We start from the raw sequence: 19,311 nt of genomic DNA on the forward strand, positions 1-19,311 counted from the left end.
CAGGCGTTACCCGTGGCCGTGTGGCTCCGCCGCCTCGTCGCGGATGACCATCACCTTCACTCGGCGGACGGCGTCGAAGTCCCGTAGCCGATAGGTGAGGTCCCGGACCCGCTCGGCCGGGCCGCGACAGAACAGCGATTCGAGACACCACTCGCCCTGATGGGTGTGACTGGTGTTGAGAATCACGTCCTGAAACGTGTGCTGGACGGCGTGGAGGTCCCGAATCACGTCGGCGTGGCGGTAGTCGAACCCGACCAGCGCTACCACGTCGCCGTCCATCGCCGCGAGCCGTGAGTGTCGCTCGACGTACTCCTCCATAGCCTCTCGCACCGCCCGCGAGCGGTTTTCCAGGTCCTGTTCGCGCCAGACGCGGTCGAACTCCGCGAGAAGGCCTTCGGGGATGTTGACGCTCGTTCGCATACCCGGATTGCCGTCGCCGGCCACAAAGGTCCCCGTATTACGCAGCCCTCGATTCCGTAGTAACAACCCTTAGGCAGGACCGTAGCGTCGGTGTGGTACATCGATGGCATACAGCGAGGCACTCGGCCTGTTTCTCGGGGCAATCGCCCTCGGCGCGGTTCACGGGCTCGAACCGGGCCACGGCTGGCCGGTCGCCGCGTCCTACGCCCTCGACCAGTCCAACGCGTGGCTGTCCGGCTTCGCGGCGAGCCTCCTGCTGGGCGTCGGCCACCTCGTCAGCAGCATCGCGATGGTGTTCGCGTTCTTCTACGCCAAGGCCTACTTCGACCTCACGCAGGCCAACGAGCCGCTGGAACTGGCCGCTGGCGTCCACATCGGCGGGCCGGTGAGCATCGTGGCCGGCTGTCTGCTTATCGTGCTTGGCATCCGTGAGTATCGGTACGGCCACGACCACGGGCATGGTGGGTCGACAGGAGACCCCGGACAGGGCGGGACGGCGGAGAACCACGACGGTGGAGCGCCGGCCGAACACGACCACACTCACTCTGAAACGCGTGCCCACCAACACCAGCACCAGCATCCCCGCGGCAGTGACCACTCTCACGGGACCGGCAGCGACGGCGACAGCGGCGGCCTATGGCCGCGGGTGTTCGGCAGACTCCCGCTCGTCGGCGGCCACTCCCACGCGCACGATGGTCTGGACGATGCCGCCGACCGGGGGCTGTTCGGCATCGCCTGGTTCGCCTTCCTGCTGGGGTTCGCCCACGAGGAAGAGTTCGAGATTATCGCCCTCTGTGCCGGCTCGCCGTACTGTCTCGAACTGATGAGCGCCTACGCGGTCACGGTCGTCGTCGCGCTCGTCGGCCTGACGATGGCGCTCGTCGCCGGCTACCAGCACCACGAGGCCGCCGTCGAACGGTATACGCCCTACCTCCCGTTGGTCTCCGCCGTCGTGCTCGTCACGATGGGTCTGGGGTTCGTGGCTGGCGTGCTCTGACGGACGGTTTCTCACCGCGGTCCGGCCGCTCGCCCCATCCTTTTTGCTCGGAGCGCCCGGGGTGGGGAACATGGAGTACACGACACTCGGGTCGACTGGTATGGAGGTCAGCCGGCTCTGTCTGGGCTGTATGAGCTTCGGAACCTCGGAATGGCGCGACTGGGTGCTCGACGAAGCGGAGAGCCGCGAGGTCATCGAGCGGGCCATCGACCTCGGCATCAACTTCTTCGATTCGGCCAACATGTACTCGATGGGCGAGTCCGAGCGCGTCCTCGGGACTGTCCTCGACGACTACGACCGCGACAGCCAGGTCGTGGCGACGAAGGGGTACTTCCAGATGGACGAGGACGACCCCAACTCCGGGGGGCTCTCGCGGAAAGCCATCGAGCAGGAGCTGTCGAACTCGCTTTCCCGGCTCGGCATGGACACCGTCGACCTCTACCAGATACACCGCTGGGACTATGACACCCCAATCGAACAGACGCTCCGGGCGCTGGATGACGCCGTCCGGCGGGGACAGGCGCGCTACGTCGGCGCGTCGTCGATGTGGGCCCACCAGTTCGCTGACTCTCTCCGGATGAGCGAGCGCGAAGGATTGGAGCGGTTCGAGACGATGCAGAACCACTACAACCTGCTGTACCGCGAGGAGGAACGCGAGATGCTCCCGCTGTGCGAGAAGGAGAACGTCGGCGTGATGCCGTGGAGCCCGCTGGCCCGGGGCTATCTCACCCGCCCGCACGAGCAGGTCGAGGAGACGGTCCGGGGCGAGACGGACGATTACGCCCGCGAGCACCCCTACTTCGAGGGTAACGGCCGCGAGGTCAACGAGCGCGTACAGGAACTGGCCAACGAGTACGACGCCTCGATGGCACAGATCGCGCTGGCCTGGGTGCTCGACAAGGAGTGGGTCGACGCGCCGATTATCGGGACGAGTAGCCTCGAACACCTCGAAGAAGCGGTCGCGGCGCTCGAAATCGACCTCTCTGCGAGCGACGTGGAGTGGCTGGAAGACCCGTACGAACCAGTTCGGGTGTCTGGCCACGAGTGAGCCGCCGAAACGGTTAACCCGCTGTGTGATGAAGCACTAGTTTGAGGACAGGTAACAATGACCAATGCTCGGGGGCCGAGCAGCGAGACACTCGAGGAGACGGCGGGCAGTGACGCCTGCGTCTGCTCGATAGGTAACGCGGTCGAACACTACGTGACCGGGATACTGGGGCTCGTCGCGACGCTCGTCATCGGCGTGCAGGCCTACCCCTGGCTCCAGGCCACCGCCGGCCCGTCGTATCTCGGGTCGACGTGGCTGGTGTTCAGTTTCGCCGCGGTCTGGCTCGTCTGCTGGATCGCACTGGAAGTCGCCTGGGAGTGGCGCGCCGGGCGCGTACACCTGCTGTGACAGACCGCTAGTCGCGAACGCCAGCCGCGACTCGTTGCATCCCTTTGAAGTCGTCGTCGGAGTAGGCGATGAGTCGCACGTCTGTCAGGGAGTCGGGCTGGAAGTCGCTGGTCTCCTCGCAGATGATTCGGATACCCTCCTCGAAGTCGAATCCGGCGATACCACAGCCGATGGCCGGCAGGACCAGCGACTCACAGTCCAGCGCGTCCGCTTCTGCCAGTGCGTTCCGGGTTGCGGCGCGGATGCTCTCGGCGGTCGACTGGCCGGCCGGCGGCATCGCGGCGGCGTGGATGACGTACTCGGCGTCGAGGTCGTAGGCGTCGGTCGTCGCGACACCGCCGAGGTCGACCGGCCCCTTCGCGACGGCCTCGTCGTTCAGCCCCGACCCGGCCGCCCGCTTGAGCGCCCCGGCGACACCGGACCCCATCTGCAGGCTCGTGTTCGCCGCGTTGACCAGTGCGTCCGCCGACTGTGCAGCGATGTCGCCCTGGATTACCTCGAACTCCATGCGCGATGCTGGGGGTGGAACGGTCAAAGTTTTAGCGCCGAAGCGACCGAGCGTATGGTAGTGAACTGTCACCGCGTCCCACGCCAGGCAGAAACCTGCTTGGCCCTTACTACCAGATATGGACCTGCTGACGATGACGTGGCGGGACGTGGGGTTCATGCACTGGCCGGTCGAGCCCGACATCGTCCAGTCGACGCTGCCGGACGGGCTCGCCGTCGACACGTACGACGGGCAGGCGTGGCTCAGTGTGGTCCCGTTCCAGATGGCGGACATCAGACCGCGAGGCAGCCCCATCGGGCGGTCCTTCGGCGAACTGAACCTCCGGACCTACGTGGTCGCCGACGGGACGCCGGGGGTGTACTTCTACAACCTGGACGCCGACGACCGCCTCAGCGTCACGCTGGCCCGGCGGCTGTTCCAGTTGTCGTACTACCGGGCATCGATGCGGGTCCGGACCGACGGCGACAGCGTCGAGTTCCGGAGTAGCCGGACCAGTTCGCGCGCACCGCCGGCGGATTTCCACGCCACCTACGAGCCGACTGAGCCGCCGTCGACGCCCGAACCGGGCTCGGTGGAGTCGTTCCTCGTGGAACGGTACCGCTTCTACGCCGCGAGCGACGACGGGACGGTGTACTACGCCGACATCGACCACGAGCCGTGGCCGCTTCAGACGGGACGAGCGGATATCCGGACGAACGGGCTCTTCGCCGCATCGGGGTTCGACAGTCCCGACGGCGAGCCGCTCGTCCACTACTGCGCCGAGATCCCGGTGACTGCGGGGCGACTCCACCGGCTCGACGGGGTCGCCCAGTACACTGATTAGCGTGTCGGCCCCAGTGAGGGTGTGGTCGCCCTCCGTCCGCTGCAGGTCACGCTCGACGACGTTTGCTTCTGTCACTGGCCGGTCTCCGAGGCAGCGGTGCAGGCGGCAGTCCCCGACTGGCTCACCGTCGAGACGGCCGACGGCGACGCCTGGGTGTCGGCCGTTGCGGCGACCGTCGACCGCGTCGAGACGTTCGGTATCGAGGTCGCCGGGCCGTCGGAGTTGCTCACGGTTCGGACCTACGTCCGCGGGCCGACCGGTCAGCGCGGGGTCTGCGTGCTGGCGCTGTTCGGTGACGACAGGCGGACAACGACGGCGGTTTCGGAGCTGTTTCGCATCACAGTCGGTGACGCTACCCCGCGAACGCTCTCAACGGCCGACCGTCGCCGGGTCCTCGACGCCGGGGAGCGGCGACTGTTCGAGTGCCGGTACACGGCTGGCGGTGAGCCAGTGGCGATTCCACCGGACTCACTGGCCTCGTTCCTCGTCGACCGACAACGGTACTTCACAACCGGGCGCTTCGGGACGCATCTCGTCGGCAGCGTCGGCCACGACCCGTGGCGACTCGACCGCGTTGACGCCACTGTGACCGGGTCAGTACTCCCACTGGTTGACATATCTGATCGTGAGGCAGAGCCGTTAGTCCATCACAGTCCTGGACTTCGGGTTTCGATTGCCCCACCGGTACCGCCCTAGCCGGGACCAGCGGGCAACCTAGCTCCCTTGAAATATAAGTACGGACAGGCCGTTGGGGGAACAAGGACCCTGCCGCCCATATGACATCTGAAAGTAATATACGAACGCTTGTTGTTGACGACAGCGATTTTTTCGCGGAGATGACCGCTGATACGCTCACGCAACAACACGGCATCGAGTCCGTTGCTGCAAACAGCGCTACGGAAGCGCTGGAGCGACTCGACGGGGGCGGGTTCGACTGCGTCGTCAGTGACTACGAAATGCCAGAGATGGACGGGCTGGAGCTCCTCGAAGAGATCAGGGAGACAAACCCGTCTATCCCGTTCATTCTGCTAACCGGGCGAGGGGACGAAGAGACGGCGAGCGCGGCTATTGCGGCGGGAGTCGCCGACTACCTCCTGAAGCTCGAAGTCGTCGAAGACAAGCAGTACGGTCGGCTTGCAAACCGGATCGAGAACGTCGTTTCACAGGAGCGAACGCGCAAGAAGTTCGAATCGCTCGTATCGGATTCGCCGGATGGTATCGTCCACCTGACGACTGACGGGACCCTCCTCTCAGTGAATCCCTCGATGGCACGCAGACTGGGTGCCGACCCCGATGCGCTCATCGGACAACAACTGAGCGAAGTGATGGACAGCGAGGCGGCCAGCCAGCGTCTCGAAGCCGGGAAAAGCGCGGTCGAGAACGGTACTGCGACACGATCCGAGGACGCCGTCGGGGGGCGGCATTACCACAACCAGTATATCCCCGTCGACAGCCACCGCAAAGCAGAGACGTTTCAGTTGGTCTCACGCGACATCACTGAACGCGTCGAACGCCAGCGCGAACTGGAGCGCCAGAACGAGCGGTTAGAGGAGTTCGCCAGCGTCGTCAGTCACGACCTCCGGAACCCGCTGAACGTCGCGCAGGGCGCGGTCGATTTGCTCGGGGAGCCTGCCGACAGCGAAGAGGCCGAACTGATCGCCAAGATCGACCGGTCGCTGGACCGGATGGGCTGTATCATCGAGGACGTACTCACACTGGCACGGCAAGGCCAGACTGTCAGTGATCCGAAGGAGACGGAGCTATCCACGCTGGCGTCGACTGCGTGGACCTGGATCGAGGCGGAACAGGCCTCCATGTCGGTCGAGTCGAGCACGGAACTCGCCGCCGACAGTGGGCGCGTGCAGGACCTGCTGGCGAACCTGTTTCGAAACGCAATCGAACACAACGACGGCGACGTCGAAATCGAGGTCGGACTGCTGGAATCCAACGACGGGTTCTACATCGCGGACAACGGCGAAGGTGTCGAGGAAGACGCCGACGACGTGTTCGAGATGGGCTACTCTTCGACGGAGGACGGAACCGGGTTCGGCCTGGCTATCGTCGAACAGGTCGCCGAGGCCCACGGCTGGGAAGTGTCACTGACTGATAGCGACAGCGGCGGGGCGCGCTTCGAGGTGACGGACGTCGAACTACACGACTGAGACGGACTTTTCACTGCCGGGTTCCGAGGAGGAGTAATGACAGTTGCGGGGGCTATCATCGACCTGGACGGAACGGTGTACCACGGTGACACGCTGTTGCCGGGTGCGGCATCGGCAATCGACGTGCTCAGGGAGCGAGGCCTGGGAATCTGCTTTTTTTCAAACAACCCCATCCACGACGGGAGCGAGTACGTCAAACGATTGCGAGGGCTGGGCGTCGACGCCCGCGAGGGGGAGGCCTGTTCCTCCGGCGTCGTCACCCGCGAGTACCTCGACGGGACCCACGCGGGAGACAACGTGTTCGTCATCGGGAGCGACCAGCTCCGTGCGCTGGTCGAAGGGACGAGCGCGCGCTTAGTCGAGAACCCCGCCGAGACCGACGTGTTACTGGCCTCCTGGACGGACGGCTTCCACTACCACGACATGGTCGACGCGCTCCGGGCCGTCGACGACGACACCGTCTTCCTCGGGACCGACCCGGACCGGACGTTCCCCGGCGAAGACGGCGACCCGGTCCCCGGCTCCGGGGCGATAATCAACGCCGTCGCCGGGGTCATCGAACGGGACCCGGACAGGATACTCGGGAAGCCTTCAGAGATTGCTGTTCAGGCGGCGCTAGAACGACTGGACTGTGCGCCGGCGGATTGTCTCATCGTCGGTGACCGGCTGGAGACGGACATCGCGATGGGCGAGCGGAACGGAATGACGACCGTTCTCGTTCGGACCGGCGTCTCCAACGAGCGGTCGCTGGAACGGAGCGCAGTGACGCCCGATTACGTCATCGACTCGTTAGCAGACATCGAGCAGGTGCTTACATCGCTCGACGAGTGACACGAAACTGGTAATTCACCTGCGACTTTATTTCGACGGCGACCGTAGCTTTGGCTGGTGTTTCCAATGGGCAAAGACATCCTCATGATCGTCGGCGATTTCGGCGAAGACTACGAGATAATGGTGCCGTTCCAGGCGCTGCAGATGGTCGGCCACGAGGTCGACGCGGTATGTCCCGACAAGGAGGCCGAGGAGACGGTCAAGACAGCGATACACGACTTCCGCGGCGACCAGACCTACATGGAGTCCCGGGGCCACGACTTCGTCCTGAACGCGACGATGGCCGACGTGACACCCAGCGACTACGACGCACTGTGTGTGCCCGGCGGTCGCGCCCCCGAGTATCTCCGGACGTACGACGAGGTCCTCGACGCGGTACGGCACTTCTTCGAGGAGGACAAACCCGTCGCGGCGCTGTGTCACGGGCCGCAGATTCTCGCCGCTGCCGACGTACTAGACGGCTACGAGATGACGGCGTACCCGGCCTGTCGCGCCGAGTGCGAGGGTGCCGGCTGCTCGTGGGTCGACGAGGTAGTCACCGACGGGAACCTCGTCACCGGACAGGCCTGGCCTGACCATCCCGAGTGGCTCGCGCAGTTCATGGACCTGCTCGGCGACGAAGTGTCCCACGGTGACCCGATCCCGGCCGACGATTGAACGCATTCGTTGGCTGAGCCATGCAGGATTGAGGAATTCATAACAAACAAATAACGCGGGCGTTTCCCTCCGTTGAGGCGGGTGGGTTCTGGCATAGTGCACCATTACGTTCGCCCGCCTCGTTTTACGTACGCTCGTCGTAACTATCGACAGGGTAGCACCAGATTTGTTACAGAGGGGCACGAAACGTCGGCTGCAATGCCCTCCAACACTTCACCACAGGACGACGACCGCGGCTGTCCGAAGTGCGGCCACACCGGCACTGACGTGGGTAACATCTCAACCACCGGCGGCGGTCTCTCGAAGATGTTCGACATCCAGACGAACCAGTTCCAGGTCGTCACATGTACGAACTGCGGCTACTCGGAGTTGTACCGTGACACAGGGTCCGCGGGCAGTGATCTGGCGGATATCTTCCTCGGCTGACGATGCCCGCCGTAACCGGGCTGTTCCTCGTGATCGCGTCGCTCGCGGTGGTCGCACCGCTGGTCCTGTACGCGCTGGTCCGAAGCGAGCACGATCAGCGCAACGAGATGGATCGCGAGACGGCCGAACGACTGGCCCGGCGTGATACGGACGACGACAGTCGGGTCCGGTGACCAACACGGGACCGTCGCGTCGATTGCAGGGTTGAGTCGTTCGCGTACTGCCCACACTGATTCAGCGGCGCAAGAGCCTAGTACCGTTGTACCTCTGAATAAACTCCAAACAATGGGAAAGTGTACCGATGTCGAACCTTTTATCATAATTCTCGCACAACGTCCGACCATGGTTGACAAAGAAGACCTCCGCTCACAGTTCGTTGACGCGTTCCAGGAAGCAGACTACCCGATCTCCAGTCCGATGGACCTCGTTCCGGCACTCCCGGGCGGCCCGTCGACGAAGTTCGAGTCCGGCGACTTCTCGATGACAGCGATGGAACTGAACACGAAGCTCAACGGAGAGTTCCCATACGACAACGTCGACGCGTTCGTCGACGACGTCATGGCTTCGCTCGAAGATCAGGACCTCATCTGAGCGGGCCACACCGGCTCCGGCCGCTTCACCGGTCTCGTGCGATAACTCGGGAGATTCCCGGACGAACGGGTCGGTAGCCGTACCCGCCAGACCCTTGAGCTTTATCAGGGCAACGTCCCTAGTTGGTATATGGTCGGTTTGCCGGGGATCGAGACGCTCGTTCGGACGTTCGGACCGTTTCTCATCCCCGCAACGCTGTTCGTTCTGGGTGCCATCGGCTATCTGTTCCTGTGGCTCCTGACACGGAACCGACGAGAAACGTACGCTGCTGACGACTGACGGCGGTCGGTCGAATGTGTCCGGTGCGCACAAAGTTGTTGGAATCGCCAATCTTTTGGGTTAGATTCGTCTAATTTGGTGTATGTTGAGTGCCAAGATGGAGGATTATCTGAAGGCCATCTATCGCCTCGAGCGGGACGGCGACCCGCCGATTGCTCCGTCTACTATCGCCGAGATGCTGGACGTTACGGCACCGACGGTCACCAGTATGGTGGAGAAACTGGCCGACCGCGGGCTGGTCGAACGCGAGAAGTACAAAGGCGTGCGGACGACGCCGGAAGGCGAGACGGTGGCCCTAGAGATTATCCGCCACCACCGCCTGCTTGAGACGTTTCTCACCGAGCAGTTGGGGTACGACTGGGCCGAGGTCCACGAGGAGGCGGAGGTGCTCGAACACCACATCAGCGAGGAGTTCGAGCGCCGGGTCGCGGCTGTCCTCGACGAACCGGAGTTCGACCCCCACGGGGACCCGATCCCCAGCGACTCGCTGGACCCCATCGACGACGAGTCCGCGACGGCGCTGTCAGAACACGACGAAGGGGGACGACTCGAAGTCGCACGGGTCCGGGACCGAGACCCCGACGAACTCACGTATCTCTCCGACGCCGGCATCACGCCGGGAACCGTGCTGACTGTCGAGGAGGTCGCCCCCATCGGGATGGTGACGGTCCAGCTAGAGAGCGGGTCGTCAGTGTCGCTCCCGGACCACATCGCCGACGCGATTCAGGTCCGTGCACCGGACACGCAGGGCGAAGACGGAGTGAGCCAGGCGTGAGCGACGCGACGTGGCTGACAGTGGTAGCGATAGCGGCCGGTGCGCAGTTGGCGGTCCTCCCCGGCGAGAAGGTCCAGTTCATCATCGCCGGGCTGTCGACGCGGTTCAACCCGTTCCTCGTCGTCAGTGCCGCGGGCACGGCTTTCGCCGGCTGGACGGCACTGGAGATCTGGTTCGGTTCCGCGATCACGTCGCTATTGCCCGGCATCGTCCTCGAAAGCCTCACCGCTGGGATGTTCCTGCTGTTCGCGATACTACTGCTCCGCAGTGCCCCGGCGGCCGGCGCGGAGCAACAGGAACCCGCGTCCGGCTTCACCACTGACGGCGGACAGCTAGACGTTCGCGTTCCCGTCGTCGACTGGCAAGTGCCGAACAGGCTCGGCGGCTTCCTGCCCATCTTCGCGATGATGGCCTTCGGCGAGTTCGGCGACAAGACCCAGCTCATTACGATCACGCTCGCCGCCCAGTACAGCGCCCACCCCAGCGCCATCTGGGCCGGTGAGATGCTGGCCATCATTCCGGTGAGCCTCGCCAACGCGCTGTTCTTCCACCGGTTCGCCCATCGCTTCAATCTGCGAACGGCCCACTTCGTCGGCGCAGGGCTGTTCCTGTTTTTCGCCGCCGACTTCGCCCTGAGCGTGACGATGGGGTTCTCGCTGTGGGAAACGATGGTCTCAGGTATCGCGGCGCAGATGGGTGTCTGAGACGACCGGGGCGGCTGAGTTGAGCCGAGAGAAGACTTTTGCAAGACGGCTGAACAATAGCGTGTGATGCCCTCTAGACGCACCGTCCTCACAGCAGGAACACTCTTTGCCCTCTCGGGATGTTCAGCACTCAGTCCTGCGAGCGCTCGGCTTGCCGGCGTGCGGCTAACGAACACCGGTTCGACGACACAGGAGTTCGAATGCACGGTCACGGTCGACCGCGAAACGGTGTACGACGAGACACACACCGTCGCCGCCGAAGAGGACGGCGCAACCGTGGAACTGGACGATGTGCTTCCGGACGAACAAGGGACGATAACGATAGCGACGGCCATCGCCGGGACCGATTTCTCGGAGGAAACGACGTTCGACGACGACAACTGTTACGACGTCGTCGTCGAGTACACCGGTGACAACGTAGTCCACTGGCAGAGCGGGAGCAGCGACTGTGACGCGTTCCGATGACTCGCTCACAGGCCGGCGTGTAGCCACCAACCGCGGCTCTCAGTTGCGACCGTCGGCCCCAGTCGGGGTCGTCGGTCAGTCGTGACTGATGCTGTCGAGTTCCCGTGTCTCATCCGGAGCGGCCGTCTGTCGGACTTTCCCGGCAAGGACCGAGAGGACGTAGATCCCCACGGCGACGAGAACGATGACGCCGCCGGCCGTCGCACCGGCGTAGTACGAGATACCGATGCCGAGCACGACGGCCAGTTCGGCCAGCACAATCGAGACCAGGAGCGATTCCGAGAAGCTCCGGGACACCTGCGTCGCGCCGGCCACCGGAACGACCAGCATGGCCGCGACGAGGATGACGCCCATTATCTGCATCGCGCCGACGACGACGAGCGCCGTCAGCATCACCATGATCCGGTTGTACCAGGCGACCGGCAGTCCGGAAACGGCGGCAGCGGTCTCGTCGAACGTGACGTACAGCAACTGGTTGCGAGTGAGCGCGACCGTTGCGACGATGACGCTGAACAGCCCGAGCATGATGACCGCGTTCTCGGCGGACACCGTCGAGAGGTTCCCAAAGAGGTACTGATTGATACCGACGGCCAGGCCGCCGGCGTTGAGGCTGATGAGGACCGTCCCCAGGGCGAACCCCGTCGAGAGGACGATAGCCATCGACACGTCGTTGTAGGCGTCGGTCGCTTCGGAGATGAGTTCGATGAGCAGCGCCGCGATGACGGCCACGACGACGGCGGTGAGATACGGCGAGACGCCCAGCTCGAAGACGCCGTTGAGAAACAGCCCGACGGCGACGCCGGCGAAGGCCGTGTGGGCAAGTGCGTCCCCGATGAGCGCGAGTTGGCGGTGGACGAGGAAGGTCCCGATGAGCGGCGCGATGACGCCGACGCACAGCCCGACCAGTATCGCCCGGTACATGAAGGTGTACTCGGGGCTGATGAGTTCCAGCCCGGTCAGGTGGTAGAGCTGTGTCAGGAGCCAGTACCACAGTTCGAGGACCGGGACGAACGCCTCGTAGACGCCGCCGGCAAACGCGAGCGTCATCCGTTGCCTCCGGCCAGCGACTGTGCACCCGTCCCGAAGGCTCTGGCCAGCGCCGCGCTGTCGGTGAATTCCGCCGACGGACCGTCGAAGTAGATTTCACCGTTCAGGCAGATGACGCGCTCCGCGTGTTCAGTGACGGCCTGCAGGTCGTGTTCGATGAGAAGGACGGTGATCCCCTCGGCGTGGAGCGAGTCGAGCAGTCCGTAGAAGGCGTCGACCGATTCGGTGTCCACGCCGACGGTCGGTTCGTCCAGCACGAGCAGGTCAGCCTCGCCCGCCAGCGCCCGGGCGATGAACGCCCGCTGGCGCTGCCCGCCGGAGAGCTGGGTGATTCGCCGGTCGGCGAAGGCCGACATCCCGACTGTGTCGATGGCCCTGTCGACGATACGCCAATCGGCCGCGGAGAGACGGCCGAACCCGACGTGTGGGAACCGGCCCATCTTCACCACTTCGCGGACCGTTATCGGCATCTCCCGGCTCGTCCCAGCGCGCTGTGCGACGTAGCCGACTCTGGCGCCGTCGTCGAATGCCGTCGCATCGACGCCGAACAGCTCCGCAGTCCCGGTATCGGGCTCCAGCAGGCCGAGCAGCAACTGCATGAGCGTCGACTTGCCGGAGCCGTTCGGGCCGACCACGGCGACGTACTCCCCGGCGTCGATACTGACACTGATGTCTTCGACGACGGGCGTGGAGGTGTACCCGAACGACACGTCCGCGAGTTCGACGACGGATGGCCTGTTCTCGTTCGATTCGGTCGTCGCTTCGTCGGCATCGTCTCGGTGGTCTGAGCGCATTGTCGATCTCATTCGAAGTTCCGCCAGGTCTCGCTCCAGCCGTCGGGACCCGCCTCTTCAGGTGCCGTGTTACCCAGAACGACCTCGAACGTCGGCATATTTATCCGATAGGCGATTTCCTCGTAGCCCCAGTCGTTTGCCACCCACTCCTCGCGGACGCCGGCATAGGGCGTCACCGGGTAGTAGGCTTCGACCGGTGTCTCGGCGATGAGCTGCTTTGCGGGCTTGCGCGTCTCGAAGACGCCGGCCCCGATATACCGGATGTCGTTGTCCTCGATGACCGATTTCGCCTCAGTGATGTCCGAGGGCTTCACGTCACCGCTGGCCGCGAGGTTGACCACGAGCGGGCGCATCTTGACGCCGTAGCGCGAGCCGATGTACTGGAAGGCGTTGTGTGCCGCGAGCTGGACCACGTCCCTCTCGGCGCGGTCAAAAATCTCGGCGTAGTCCGCGTCGATGCGGTCGAGGACCTCGGAGTTGTACGTCTCGGCGTTGTCCCGGAGCGTGGCTTCGGCGTCCGGTGCGAGCGCGACCAGCCCCTCGGTGATGTTGTCGACCGACTGTTTCGCGCGCCGCGGGTCGAGCCAGAAATGGGGGTCGCTGGCCCTGTTCTGTCCGACGCCCTCTTCGTCGCGGTCGAGACTCGCCGCGAGCGATTCGAGTTCGATACCCTCGCGGACGTTGATGAGTTCGGTATCGACGTTGTCGTCTTCGAGCGTCTGAATCGCGCGGTCGGCCCAGGGCTGGAAGTCCGGGCCGACGTGAATGAACGCGTCCGCGTCGATGATATCCCGCGTGATGCTCGCGTCCGGTTCCCAGCCGTGGCCGTGCAGTCCGGTCGGGATGAGGTTCTCGACCGTTATCGGCGTTCCGCGTGCGACCTCGCGGGCGAAGTCGTAGAAACTGAAGAAAGACGCCACCGCGACCGGTCCGTCCGCGCCACTGGTGCCGTCGCTGCTGTTCGATGCCGATTCCGTCCCGCCACCGGTCAGACAGCCGGCAAAGCCGGACGCGAGGCCCCCTGCGCCGGCACTGAGTACCTGCCTGCGGGTGACGCTATACGGCTGGTCGCCACAGGGTTGGTTAGTTGCCATGTGTGAGTTGCTGTCGGAGAAGAATATAATAGTTTCTATCTAATTATAGAATTAGACTAGTCTAATAAGATGGGCCACTCCTGTCTGAAATGTGATCTTTGGCACAGGAACAAGCGGACACAACGAATAAACCGGTGCTCGAAGTTGGTCCGATATGCCCGGACTCGACGATACCGATCACGAAATCCTCCGACTGCTGCTCGAAGACGCCAGACGACCCTACAGCGACATCGCCGAACGAGTGGACCTCTCGGCCCCTGCGGTCTCCGACCGCGTCGACCGGCTCGTCGAAATGGGACTGATACAGGGGTTTACCGTCGATGTCGACCGCTCACTGTTACAGGCCGGCGTGCCGGTCCTGATCGAAGTAGACGCGAAGCCGGGTCGGGCCGCCGACATCGCTACAGCGGTCAGCGACGCAGACACCGTCGAGCGGGTCTATCGGACCGCCGGCGGCCGGGTGGTACTGGCGGCGAACGTCTCCCAGTCCGACGCGAGCGAACTCCTCGCCGAACACGTCGACCTCGGGGACGTGGACCGCTACGAGGTGCGGATGATCGCAGACAGCGAGTGGACCGTCGGGCTGGGTGCGGCGGAGTTCGCGCCCGACTGCGCGGAGTGTGGCAACTCCGTCGACGAGGAAGGCGAACAGCGCACGCTCGACGGGGAGCGGTACTACTTCTGCTGTGGGTCCTGTGCGGAGCGGTTCGTCGACCAGTACGAGTCGCTGAAAGACGGGGTCTGAGCTGCGAGTGGTGCTTCGGAATAGTGTCTAAGCGACTGTTTGAGTTCACTTCTGAATCTAGTAGTCGAATCTGACCTTCGAATCGAAGGCACAAACCGCATGAATATGGGGGGCGTATAGTAAGACAAGATGAGTAACCGGACCACCCGGCTCGAACTGACGGGAATGAGCTGTGCCAACTGCGCGGGCACGATCGAGGAGTCGGTGGGCGAGTTGGACGGGATTGCGTCCGTCGACGCGAACTACGCCACCGACGAGGGGAGCGTCGAGTACGACCCTGACGTGGTGTCACTGGCTGATATCGTCGCCGCCGTCGAAGACGCTGGCTACGGCGTGGCGACGGAGACGGTGACCGTCGGCATCACCGACATGTCGTGTGCGAACTGCGCGGACACCAACGAGGAGGCGCTTGAAGCGACCGCCGGCGTCATCGAAGCCAGCGTGAACTACGCCACCGACGAGGCCCAGGTCACCTACAACCCGGCCGATGTGTCGCGTGCGGACCTCTACGACGCCATCGAGTCCGCCGGCTACACGCCTGTCAGAGAGGGTAGCGGGAGTGAAAACGTCGGTGACGGCTCCGGCGGGGAACAATCCGGCGTCGACCGCCGTGCCGCCGCGCGCAATGAGGAGACGCGCAAACAGCTCCGGCTCACGCTGTTCGGAGCGGTGCTCTCGGCCCCGCTCCTGCTGTTCATGGCGGACCACCTGTTCTCGCTCGGACTTATCCGCGATACGATTCTGGGGGTTCCGCAGGGCTGGGTCGCCTTCGCGCTCGCGACGCCGGTCCAGATTCTGCTGGGCAAGCCGTTCTACGAGAACTCCTACAAGGCCTTGGTCAACAACGGCCGGGCGAACATGGACGTGCTCATCGCCCTGGGCTCCTCGACGGCGTACCTCTACTCGGTGGCCGCGCTGTCTGGCCTCATCGCGAGCACGGGCCTGTACTTCGACACGGCCGCGCTGATTCTCGTGTTCATCACGCTCGGGAACTACCTCGAAGCCCGCTCGAAGAGCCAGGCCGGAGCCGCCATCCAGCAACTGCTAGAGATGGAAGCCGACACGGCGACGGTGGTCCGTGAGGACGGCAGCGAGGCGGAGATTCCCATCGACGAGGTGGGGGTCGGGGACCGGCTGAAAGTCCGCCCCGGGGAGAAGATTCCGACGGACGGCGTGGTCGTGGACGGCGGCTCGGCCGTCGACGAGTCGATGGTGACCGGCGAGTCCGTTCCGGTCGAGAAAGGCGAGGGCGACGAGGTCATCGGCTCGACGGTGAACCAGAACGGCGTCCTCGAAGTCGAGGCGACGAAAGTCGGCTCGGAGACCGCCATCCAGCAGATCGCAGAGCGGGTCCGGCAGGCCCAGTCCCGCCAGCCCGACATCCAGAACGTCGCCGACCGCATCTCGGCGTACTTCGTCCCGGCGGTCATCGCCAACGCCGTCCTCTGGGCGGTGCTGTGGGCGGTCGCGCCGGAGACGCTGGCCGCGGTCGTCGACGCGCTCCCGCTGTGGGGACTGGCCGCGGGCGGGCCGGCCGGCGTGGGCGTAAGCGAGTTCGCTATCGTCGTGTTCGCCTCCGCCGTGCTCATCGCCTGTCCCTGCGCGCTGGGGCTGGCAACGCCCGCCGCGACGATGGTCGGGACGGCCATCGGCGCGCGCAACGGCGTCCTGTTCAAGGGCGGCGACGTGCTCGAACGGGTACAAGACGTCGATACCGTCGTCTTCGACAAGACGGGGACGCTGACGAAAGGCGAGATGGAACTCACAGATGTCGAGGTCGTCGGCCCCGCTACCGACGGCGGGACGCTCAAGCCCGAGCGCGAACGGACCGAGGAGTTCGTCCTCGAAGTCGCCGCGAGCGCCGAACACGCCAGCGAACACCCGCTGGCCGAGGCCATCGTCGACGGTGCACGCGAGCGCGGTATCGAGGTCGAAGACCCCGACGAGTTCGAGAACGTCCCCGGCCAGGGCGTGAAAGCGACGACGCGCCACGGCCGCGTCCTCGTCGGCAACCGGAAACTGCTGTCCGAGGCCGGCGTCGACACCGCACCGGCGGAGGACCGGATGGACGCCCTCGAACGAGAGGGCAAGACCGCGATGCTGGTCGCGCTGGCCGAGGACGCAGGCGGCGACGGCACCGGGGACGACAGCGGCTCGGACTACCGGCTCCTCGGCATCGTCGCCGACGCCGACACGGTGAAAGAATCCGCCAAGGCCGCTGTTAGCGGCCTGCGCGAGCGTGGACTCGGCGTCTGGCTCATCACCGGTGACAACGCGCGGACCGCGCGCGCTGTCGCCGAGGAAGTCGGCATCGACCCCGACAACGTCATGGCCGACGTGTTGCCGGAGGACAAGGCCGACGCCGTCGACGAACTCCAGAGCGACGGCGACCAGGCGATGATGGTCGGCGACGGGGTCAACGACGCGCCGGCGCTGGCCGCCGCGAGCGTCGGCTGTGCCATCGGCTCGGGGACCGACGTGGCAATCGAGGCCGGCGACGTGACGCTGCTCCGGGACGATCCCGCCGACGTGGTCAAAGCCATCCGGATATCCGAGGCCACGCTCCAGAAGATAAAGCAGAACCTCTTCTGGGCGCTCGGATACAACACGGTGATGATTCCGCTAGCCTCGCTGGGACTGCTCCAGCCGGTGCTGGCCGCCGCTGCGATGGCCGCCTCGTCCGTGTCGGTGCTCGCAAACAGCCTCGCGTTCCGCCGCTACACGCCGGATTCGGAATACCGGCTGTTCGGCTTCCTCCGTCGCTGAGCGGGGACCGTCTCCAGCAGACTCATTTGTCGCCGGGCCTCACTTGCGAACAGTGACTGCCGAGGAGCGTATCGCCGACGAGCCGACGGGACAGACAGTGTCACAGCCGGGCGGTGTCGGCGTTCGGCTTCGGGCCCTCTGGCGAGCGCTCGTCATCGTCTGGCAGTTCGTCCCGCTGCTCTGGCAGTGGGGCCGGGACCGCAAGCGGTTTCTCTTGTTCGGCCGGTCCCGAACAGTGACTCCCGAGACGCAGATGCGGCGCGCGCGCTACCTGAAGGACACCTTCGTCGACCTCGGTCCCGCGTTCATCAAACTCGGGCAGATGCTGTCGACCCGACCCGACGCTCTGCCGCGGGCGTACGTCGACGTGCTCTCGGAGCTTCAGGACAACGTCCCGCCGGATTCGTGGGCGACCATCGAGCCCGTCATCGAGCGGGAACTGGGCGAGGACATCGATGCGCTGTTCGAGGAGTTCGACACGACAGCGATTTCCGGGGCCTCGCTGGGACAGGTGTACGAAGCGCAGGTCGACGGCCAGCGGGTCGCCGTGAAGGTGCTGCGACCCAACATCCGGACCCGCGTCGAGTCCGACCTCCGGGTGCTGTCGACGCTGCTGCCGATTCTCACTTACGGCGCGGACCCCGGGCAGGCGTTCACGCTGGAGAACCTCACCGAGGAGTTCGCGGCGACAGTCCGCCGGGAGATGGACTACGGCCACGAGGCGCGGATGCTCCGGGAGATCGGCGACAGCTTCGCGGCCAACGAGGACATCGCGATTCCGGCGGTCATCGGGAGCCACTCGACGGACCGCGTCTTGACGATGACGTACATCGACGGCGTGAAAATCGACGACGTGGAGCGGCTGGACGAACTGGGCATCGACCGACCGGCGCTGGTCCGCCGGCTGGAGGAGGTGTACATACAGATGATCGTCGAGGACGGCCTGTTCCACGCCGACCCCCATCCCGGCAATCTGGCGGTCCAGCCCGACGGGACGCTCGTCTTCTATGACTTCGGGATGACGGGCTATCTCGGCCCCAAAACGCAGGACCAACTGCTGGAGTTCTACGTCGGACTGGCGACCGACGACGTGGACCGCGTGATGGACGCCTTCGTCGAGATGGGCGCGCTGGACCCGATGGCCGACCGTGAGGTGATGCGGGAGGCCTTCGACATCGTCATCGAGCAGTTCCGCGGCGAGGACATCAGCGAGTACCGCATCGAACAGCTGGTCGGCCAGTTCGAGACGCAGCTGTACGAGTTCCCGATGCGCCTGCCACAGGACCTGGCGCTGGTGGTCCGGGTAACGACGGTACTCGAAGGCGTCTGTCGGACGCTCGACCCCGAGTTCGACTTCATCGAGATCATCTCCGAGTACGTCATGGAGCAGGGCGCTGGGGACGACGTCCGGGAGCAGATCAAGACGGAAATCCAGGAGGCGGTGACGGACTCGACCCGGTCAGCCGTGCGGACAGCGCCGAAGATAGAGAACGCACTCGACAGGGTCGAGCGCGAAGAACTGCTCGTCAAGACCGTTCTCGAAGACTCCGACGGACTGAGCCGGGTGCTCGCCAAGCGGCTCCTGCTCGGTATCGTCGCCAGCGCCGGCGTGCCGGTGAGCGCCTACCTCTACACCGTGAACGGGATCCAGCCTGCCGGGCTTGCGCTGGGCGGGAGCGCCGCGGTGCTCGGGATTCTCGCGTGGTCGTTCCGCCGACGCCGCGGGCCGGCGCTGTCGTCGCCGCAGTTCACCCGCCACGAGATGCAACAGCGGCAGGCGGCCGACGCTGCAGAGGGAGAGGAGTAGCTGAACGGCGCTCGCGGCAGTACG

Annotated in this window: 23 protein-coding genes; 18 read left to right on the forward strand and 5 right to left on the reverse strand. The window is 64.9% G+C overall.

Translation table 11 applies throughout. The features are described from left to right. Positions 1-6 precede the first annotated feature (6 nt). Positions 7-420: a CopG family ribbon-helix-helix protein gene (locus C442_RS09290; protein ID WP_014040047.1), complete on the reverse strand. Its 414-nt coding sequence runs from the start codon at positions 418-420 to the stop codon at positions 7-9. A gap of 103 nt (positions 421-523) precedes the next feature. Here C442_RS09290 and C442_RS09295 point away from each other — a divergent pair, with 103 nt between their 5' ends. The 3 genes from C442_RS09295 (at position 524) to C442_RS09305 (ending at position 2,813) form a co-directional block, all read left to right on the forward strand. Continuing rightward, positions 524-1,417 (forward strand): sulfite exporter TauE/SafE family protein, encoded by an 894-nt coding sequence (locus tag C442_RS09295; RefSeq protein WP_008309810.1) that lies wholly within the window; start codon positions 524-526, stop codon positions 1,415-1,417. A gap of 70 nt (positions 1,418-1,487) precedes the next feature. Next, positions 1,488-2,465 (forward strand): aldo/keto reductase, encoded by a 978-nt coding sequence (locus tag C442_RS09300; RefSeq protein WP_008309812.1) that lies wholly within the window; start codon positions 1,488-1,490, stop codon positions 2,463-2,465. 57 nt (positions 2,466-2,522) lie between these two features. Continuing rightward, the gene (locus C442_RS09305) at positions 2,523-2,813 is read left to right on the forward strand and encodes a hypothetical protein (protein ID WP_008309814.1); all 291 of its coding nucleotides are present in this window, start codon (positions 2,523-2,525) and stop codon (positions 2,811-2,813) included. A 7-nt stretch (positions 2,814-2,820) separates the two neighbouring features. On the opposite strand, the gene C442_RS09310 is transcribed toward C442_RS09305, so the two are convergent. Further along, positions 2,821-3,321 carry a macro domain-containing protein gene (locus tag C442_RS09310; RefSeq protein WP_008309817.1) on the reverse strand — a complete coding sequence of 167 codons (501 nt, stop codon included), beginning with the start codon at positions 3,319-3,321 and terminating at the stop codon, positions 2,821-2,823. A gap of 118 nt (positions 3,322-3,439) precedes the next feature. Here C442_RS09310 and C442_RS09315 point away from each other — a divergent pair, with 118 nt between their 5' ends. From C442_RS09315 to C442_RS09360, 12 genes are all read left to right on the forward strand, one after another. After that, positions 3,440-4,144 (forward strand): YqjF family protein, encoded by a 705-nt coding sequence (locus C442_RS09315; RefSeq protein ID WP_008309819.1) that lies wholly within the window; start codon positions 3,440-3,442, stop codon positions 4,142-4,144. A 21-nt stretch (positions 4,145-4,165) separates the two neighbouring features. Continuing rightward, positions 4,166-4,840 carry a DUF2071 domain-containing protein gene (locus C442_RS09320; protein WP_008309820.1) on the forward strand — a complete coding sequence of 225 codons (675 nt, stop codon included), beginning with the start codon at positions 4,166-4,168 and terminating at the stop codon, positions 4,838-4,840. An 80-nt stretch (positions 4,841-4,920) separates the two neighbouring features. After that, a complete protein-coding gene (locus C442_RS09325) occupies positions 4,921-6,306 on the forward strand; it encodes a response regulator (protein ID WP_049942916.1) in 1,386 nt (461 codons plus the stop codon). Positions 6,307-6,342: 36 nt separating this feature from the next. Next, positions 6,343-7,137 carry an HAD-IIA family hydrolase gene (locus tag C442_RS09330; protein WP_008309822.1) on the forward strand — a complete coding sequence of 265 codons (795 nt, stop codon included), beginning with the start codon at positions 6,343-6,345 and terminating at the stop codon, positions 7,135-7,137. 66 nt (positions 7,138-7,203) lie between these two features. Next, positions 7,204-7,794: a DJ-1/PfpI family protein gene (locus C442_RS09335; RefSeq protein ID WP_008309823.1), complete on the forward strand. Its 591-nt coding sequence runs from the start codon at positions 7,204-7,206 to the stop codon at positions 7,792-7,794. A 198-nt stretch (positions 7,795-7,992) separates the two neighbouring features. Next, positions 7,993-8,220 (forward strand): zinc ribbon domain-containing protein, encoded by a 228-nt coding sequence (locus C442_RS09340; RefSeq protein ID WP_008309824.1) that lies wholly within the window; start codon positions 7,993-7,995, stop codon positions 8,218-8,220. Between the two features lie 2 nt (positions 8,221-8,222). Then, a complete protein-coding gene (locus C442_RS22105) occupies positions 8,223-8,393 on the forward strand; it encodes a hypothetical protein (RefSeq protein ID WP_008309825.1) in 171 nt (56 codons plus the stop codon). A 169-nt stretch (positions 8,394-8,562) separates the two neighbouring features. Beyond that, complete coding sequence (locus C442_RS09345) at positions 8,563-8,811, forward strand: MTH865 family protein (protein ID WP_008309827.1); 249 nt, start codon at positions 8,563-8,565, stop codon at positions 8,809-8,811. A gap of 129 nt (positions 8,812-8,940) precedes the next feature. Further along, positions 8,941-9,090, forward strand: coding sequence for a hypothetical protein (locus C442_RS22110; protein WP_008309829.1), 150 nt, complete (start codon positions 8,941-8,943; stop codon positions 9,088-9,090). Positions 9,091-9,172: 82 nt separating this feature from the next. After that, entirely contained in the window at positions 9,173-9,865 is a 693-nt protein-coding gene (locus C442_RS09350; RefSeq protein WP_049942917.1) for a metal-dependent transcriptional regulator, read from the forward strand. Next, positions 9,862-10,569 (forward strand): TMEM165/GDT1 family protein, encoded by a 708-nt coding sequence (locus tag C442_RS09355; RefSeq protein WP_008309834.1) that lies wholly within the window; start codon positions 9,862-9,864, stop codon positions 10,567-10,569. The genes C442_RS09350 and C442_RS09355 overlap by 4 nt, the downstream gene beginning before the upstream one ends. 66 nt (positions 10,570-10,635) lie before the next feature. After that, complete coding sequence (locus C442_RS09360; RefSeq protein ID WP_049942918.1) at positions 10,636-11,034, forward strand: hypothetical protein; 399 nt, start codon at positions 10,636-10,638, stop codon at positions 11,032-11,034. Between the two features lie 75 nt (positions 11,035-11,109). Here C442_RS09360 and C442_RS09365 read toward each other — a convergent pair whose 3' ends face one another. The 3 genes from C442_RS09365 to C442_RS09375 are packed head-to-tail and all read right to left on the reverse strand — an operon-like array spanning position 11,110 to position 13,969. Then, positions 11,110-12,081 carry a metal ABC transporter permease gene (locus C442_RS09365; protein WP_008309836.1) on the reverse strand — a complete coding sequence of 324 codons (972 nt, stop codon included), beginning with the start codon at positions 12,079-12,081 and terminating at the stop codon, positions 11,110-11,112. Further along, positions 12,078-12,875 carry a metal ABC transporter ATP-binding protein gene (locus C442_RS09370; RefSeq protein ID WP_008309838.1) on the reverse strand — a complete coding sequence of 266 codons (798 nt, stop codon included), beginning with the start codon at positions 12,873-12,875 and terminating at the stop codon, positions 12,078-12,080. Before C442_RS09370 ends, C442_RS09365 begins: the two co-directional genes overlap by 4 nt. An 8-nt stretch (positions 12,876-12,883) precedes the next feature. Then, positions 12,884-13,969 carry a metal ABC transporter substrate-binding protein gene (locus tag C442_RS09375; protein ID WP_008309840.1) on the reverse strand — a complete coding sequence of 362 codons (1,086 nt, stop codon included), beginning with the start codon at positions 13,967-13,969 and terminating at the stop codon, positions 12,884-12,886. 154 nt (positions 13,970-14,123) lie between these two features. On the opposite strand from C442_RS09375, the gene C442_RS09380 reads away from it, so the two are divergent. The 3 genes from C442_RS09380 to C442_RS09390 all read left to right on the forward strand — a co-directional run bounded on the left by C442_RS09380 (position 14,124) and on the right by C442_RS09390 (position 19,287). Continuing rightward, positions 14,124-14,714: a winged helix-turn-helix transcriptional regulator gene (locus tag C442_RS09380; RefSeq protein ID WP_008309842.1), complete on the forward strand. Its 591-nt coding sequence runs from the start codon at positions 14,124-14,126 to the stop codon at positions 14,712-14,714. A 129-nt stretch (positions 14,715-14,843) separates the two neighbouring features. After that, positions 14,844-17,480, forward strand: a complete 2,637-nt coding sequence (locus tag C442_RS09385) for a heavy metal translocating P-type ATPase (RefSeq protein ID WP_008309846.1) — start codon at positions 14,844-14,846, stop codon at positions 17,478-17,480. Between the two features lie 52 nt (positions 17,481-17,532). Beyond that, positions 17,533-19,287 carry an ABC1 kinase family protein gene (locus C442_RS09390; RefSeq protein ID WP_049942919.1) on the forward strand — a complete coding sequence of 585 codons (1,755 nt, stop codon included), beginning with the start codon at positions 17,533-17,535 and terminating at the stop codon, positions 19,285-19,287. Positions 19,288-19,311: the final 24 nt, after the last annotated feature.

Origin of the sequence: Haloarcula amylolytica JCM 13557 (assembly GCF_000336615.1) — an archaeon.
Taxonomy (GTDB): domain Archaea; phylum Halobacteriota; class Halobacteria; order Halobacteriales; family Haloarculaceae; genus Haloarcula; species Haloarcula amylolytica.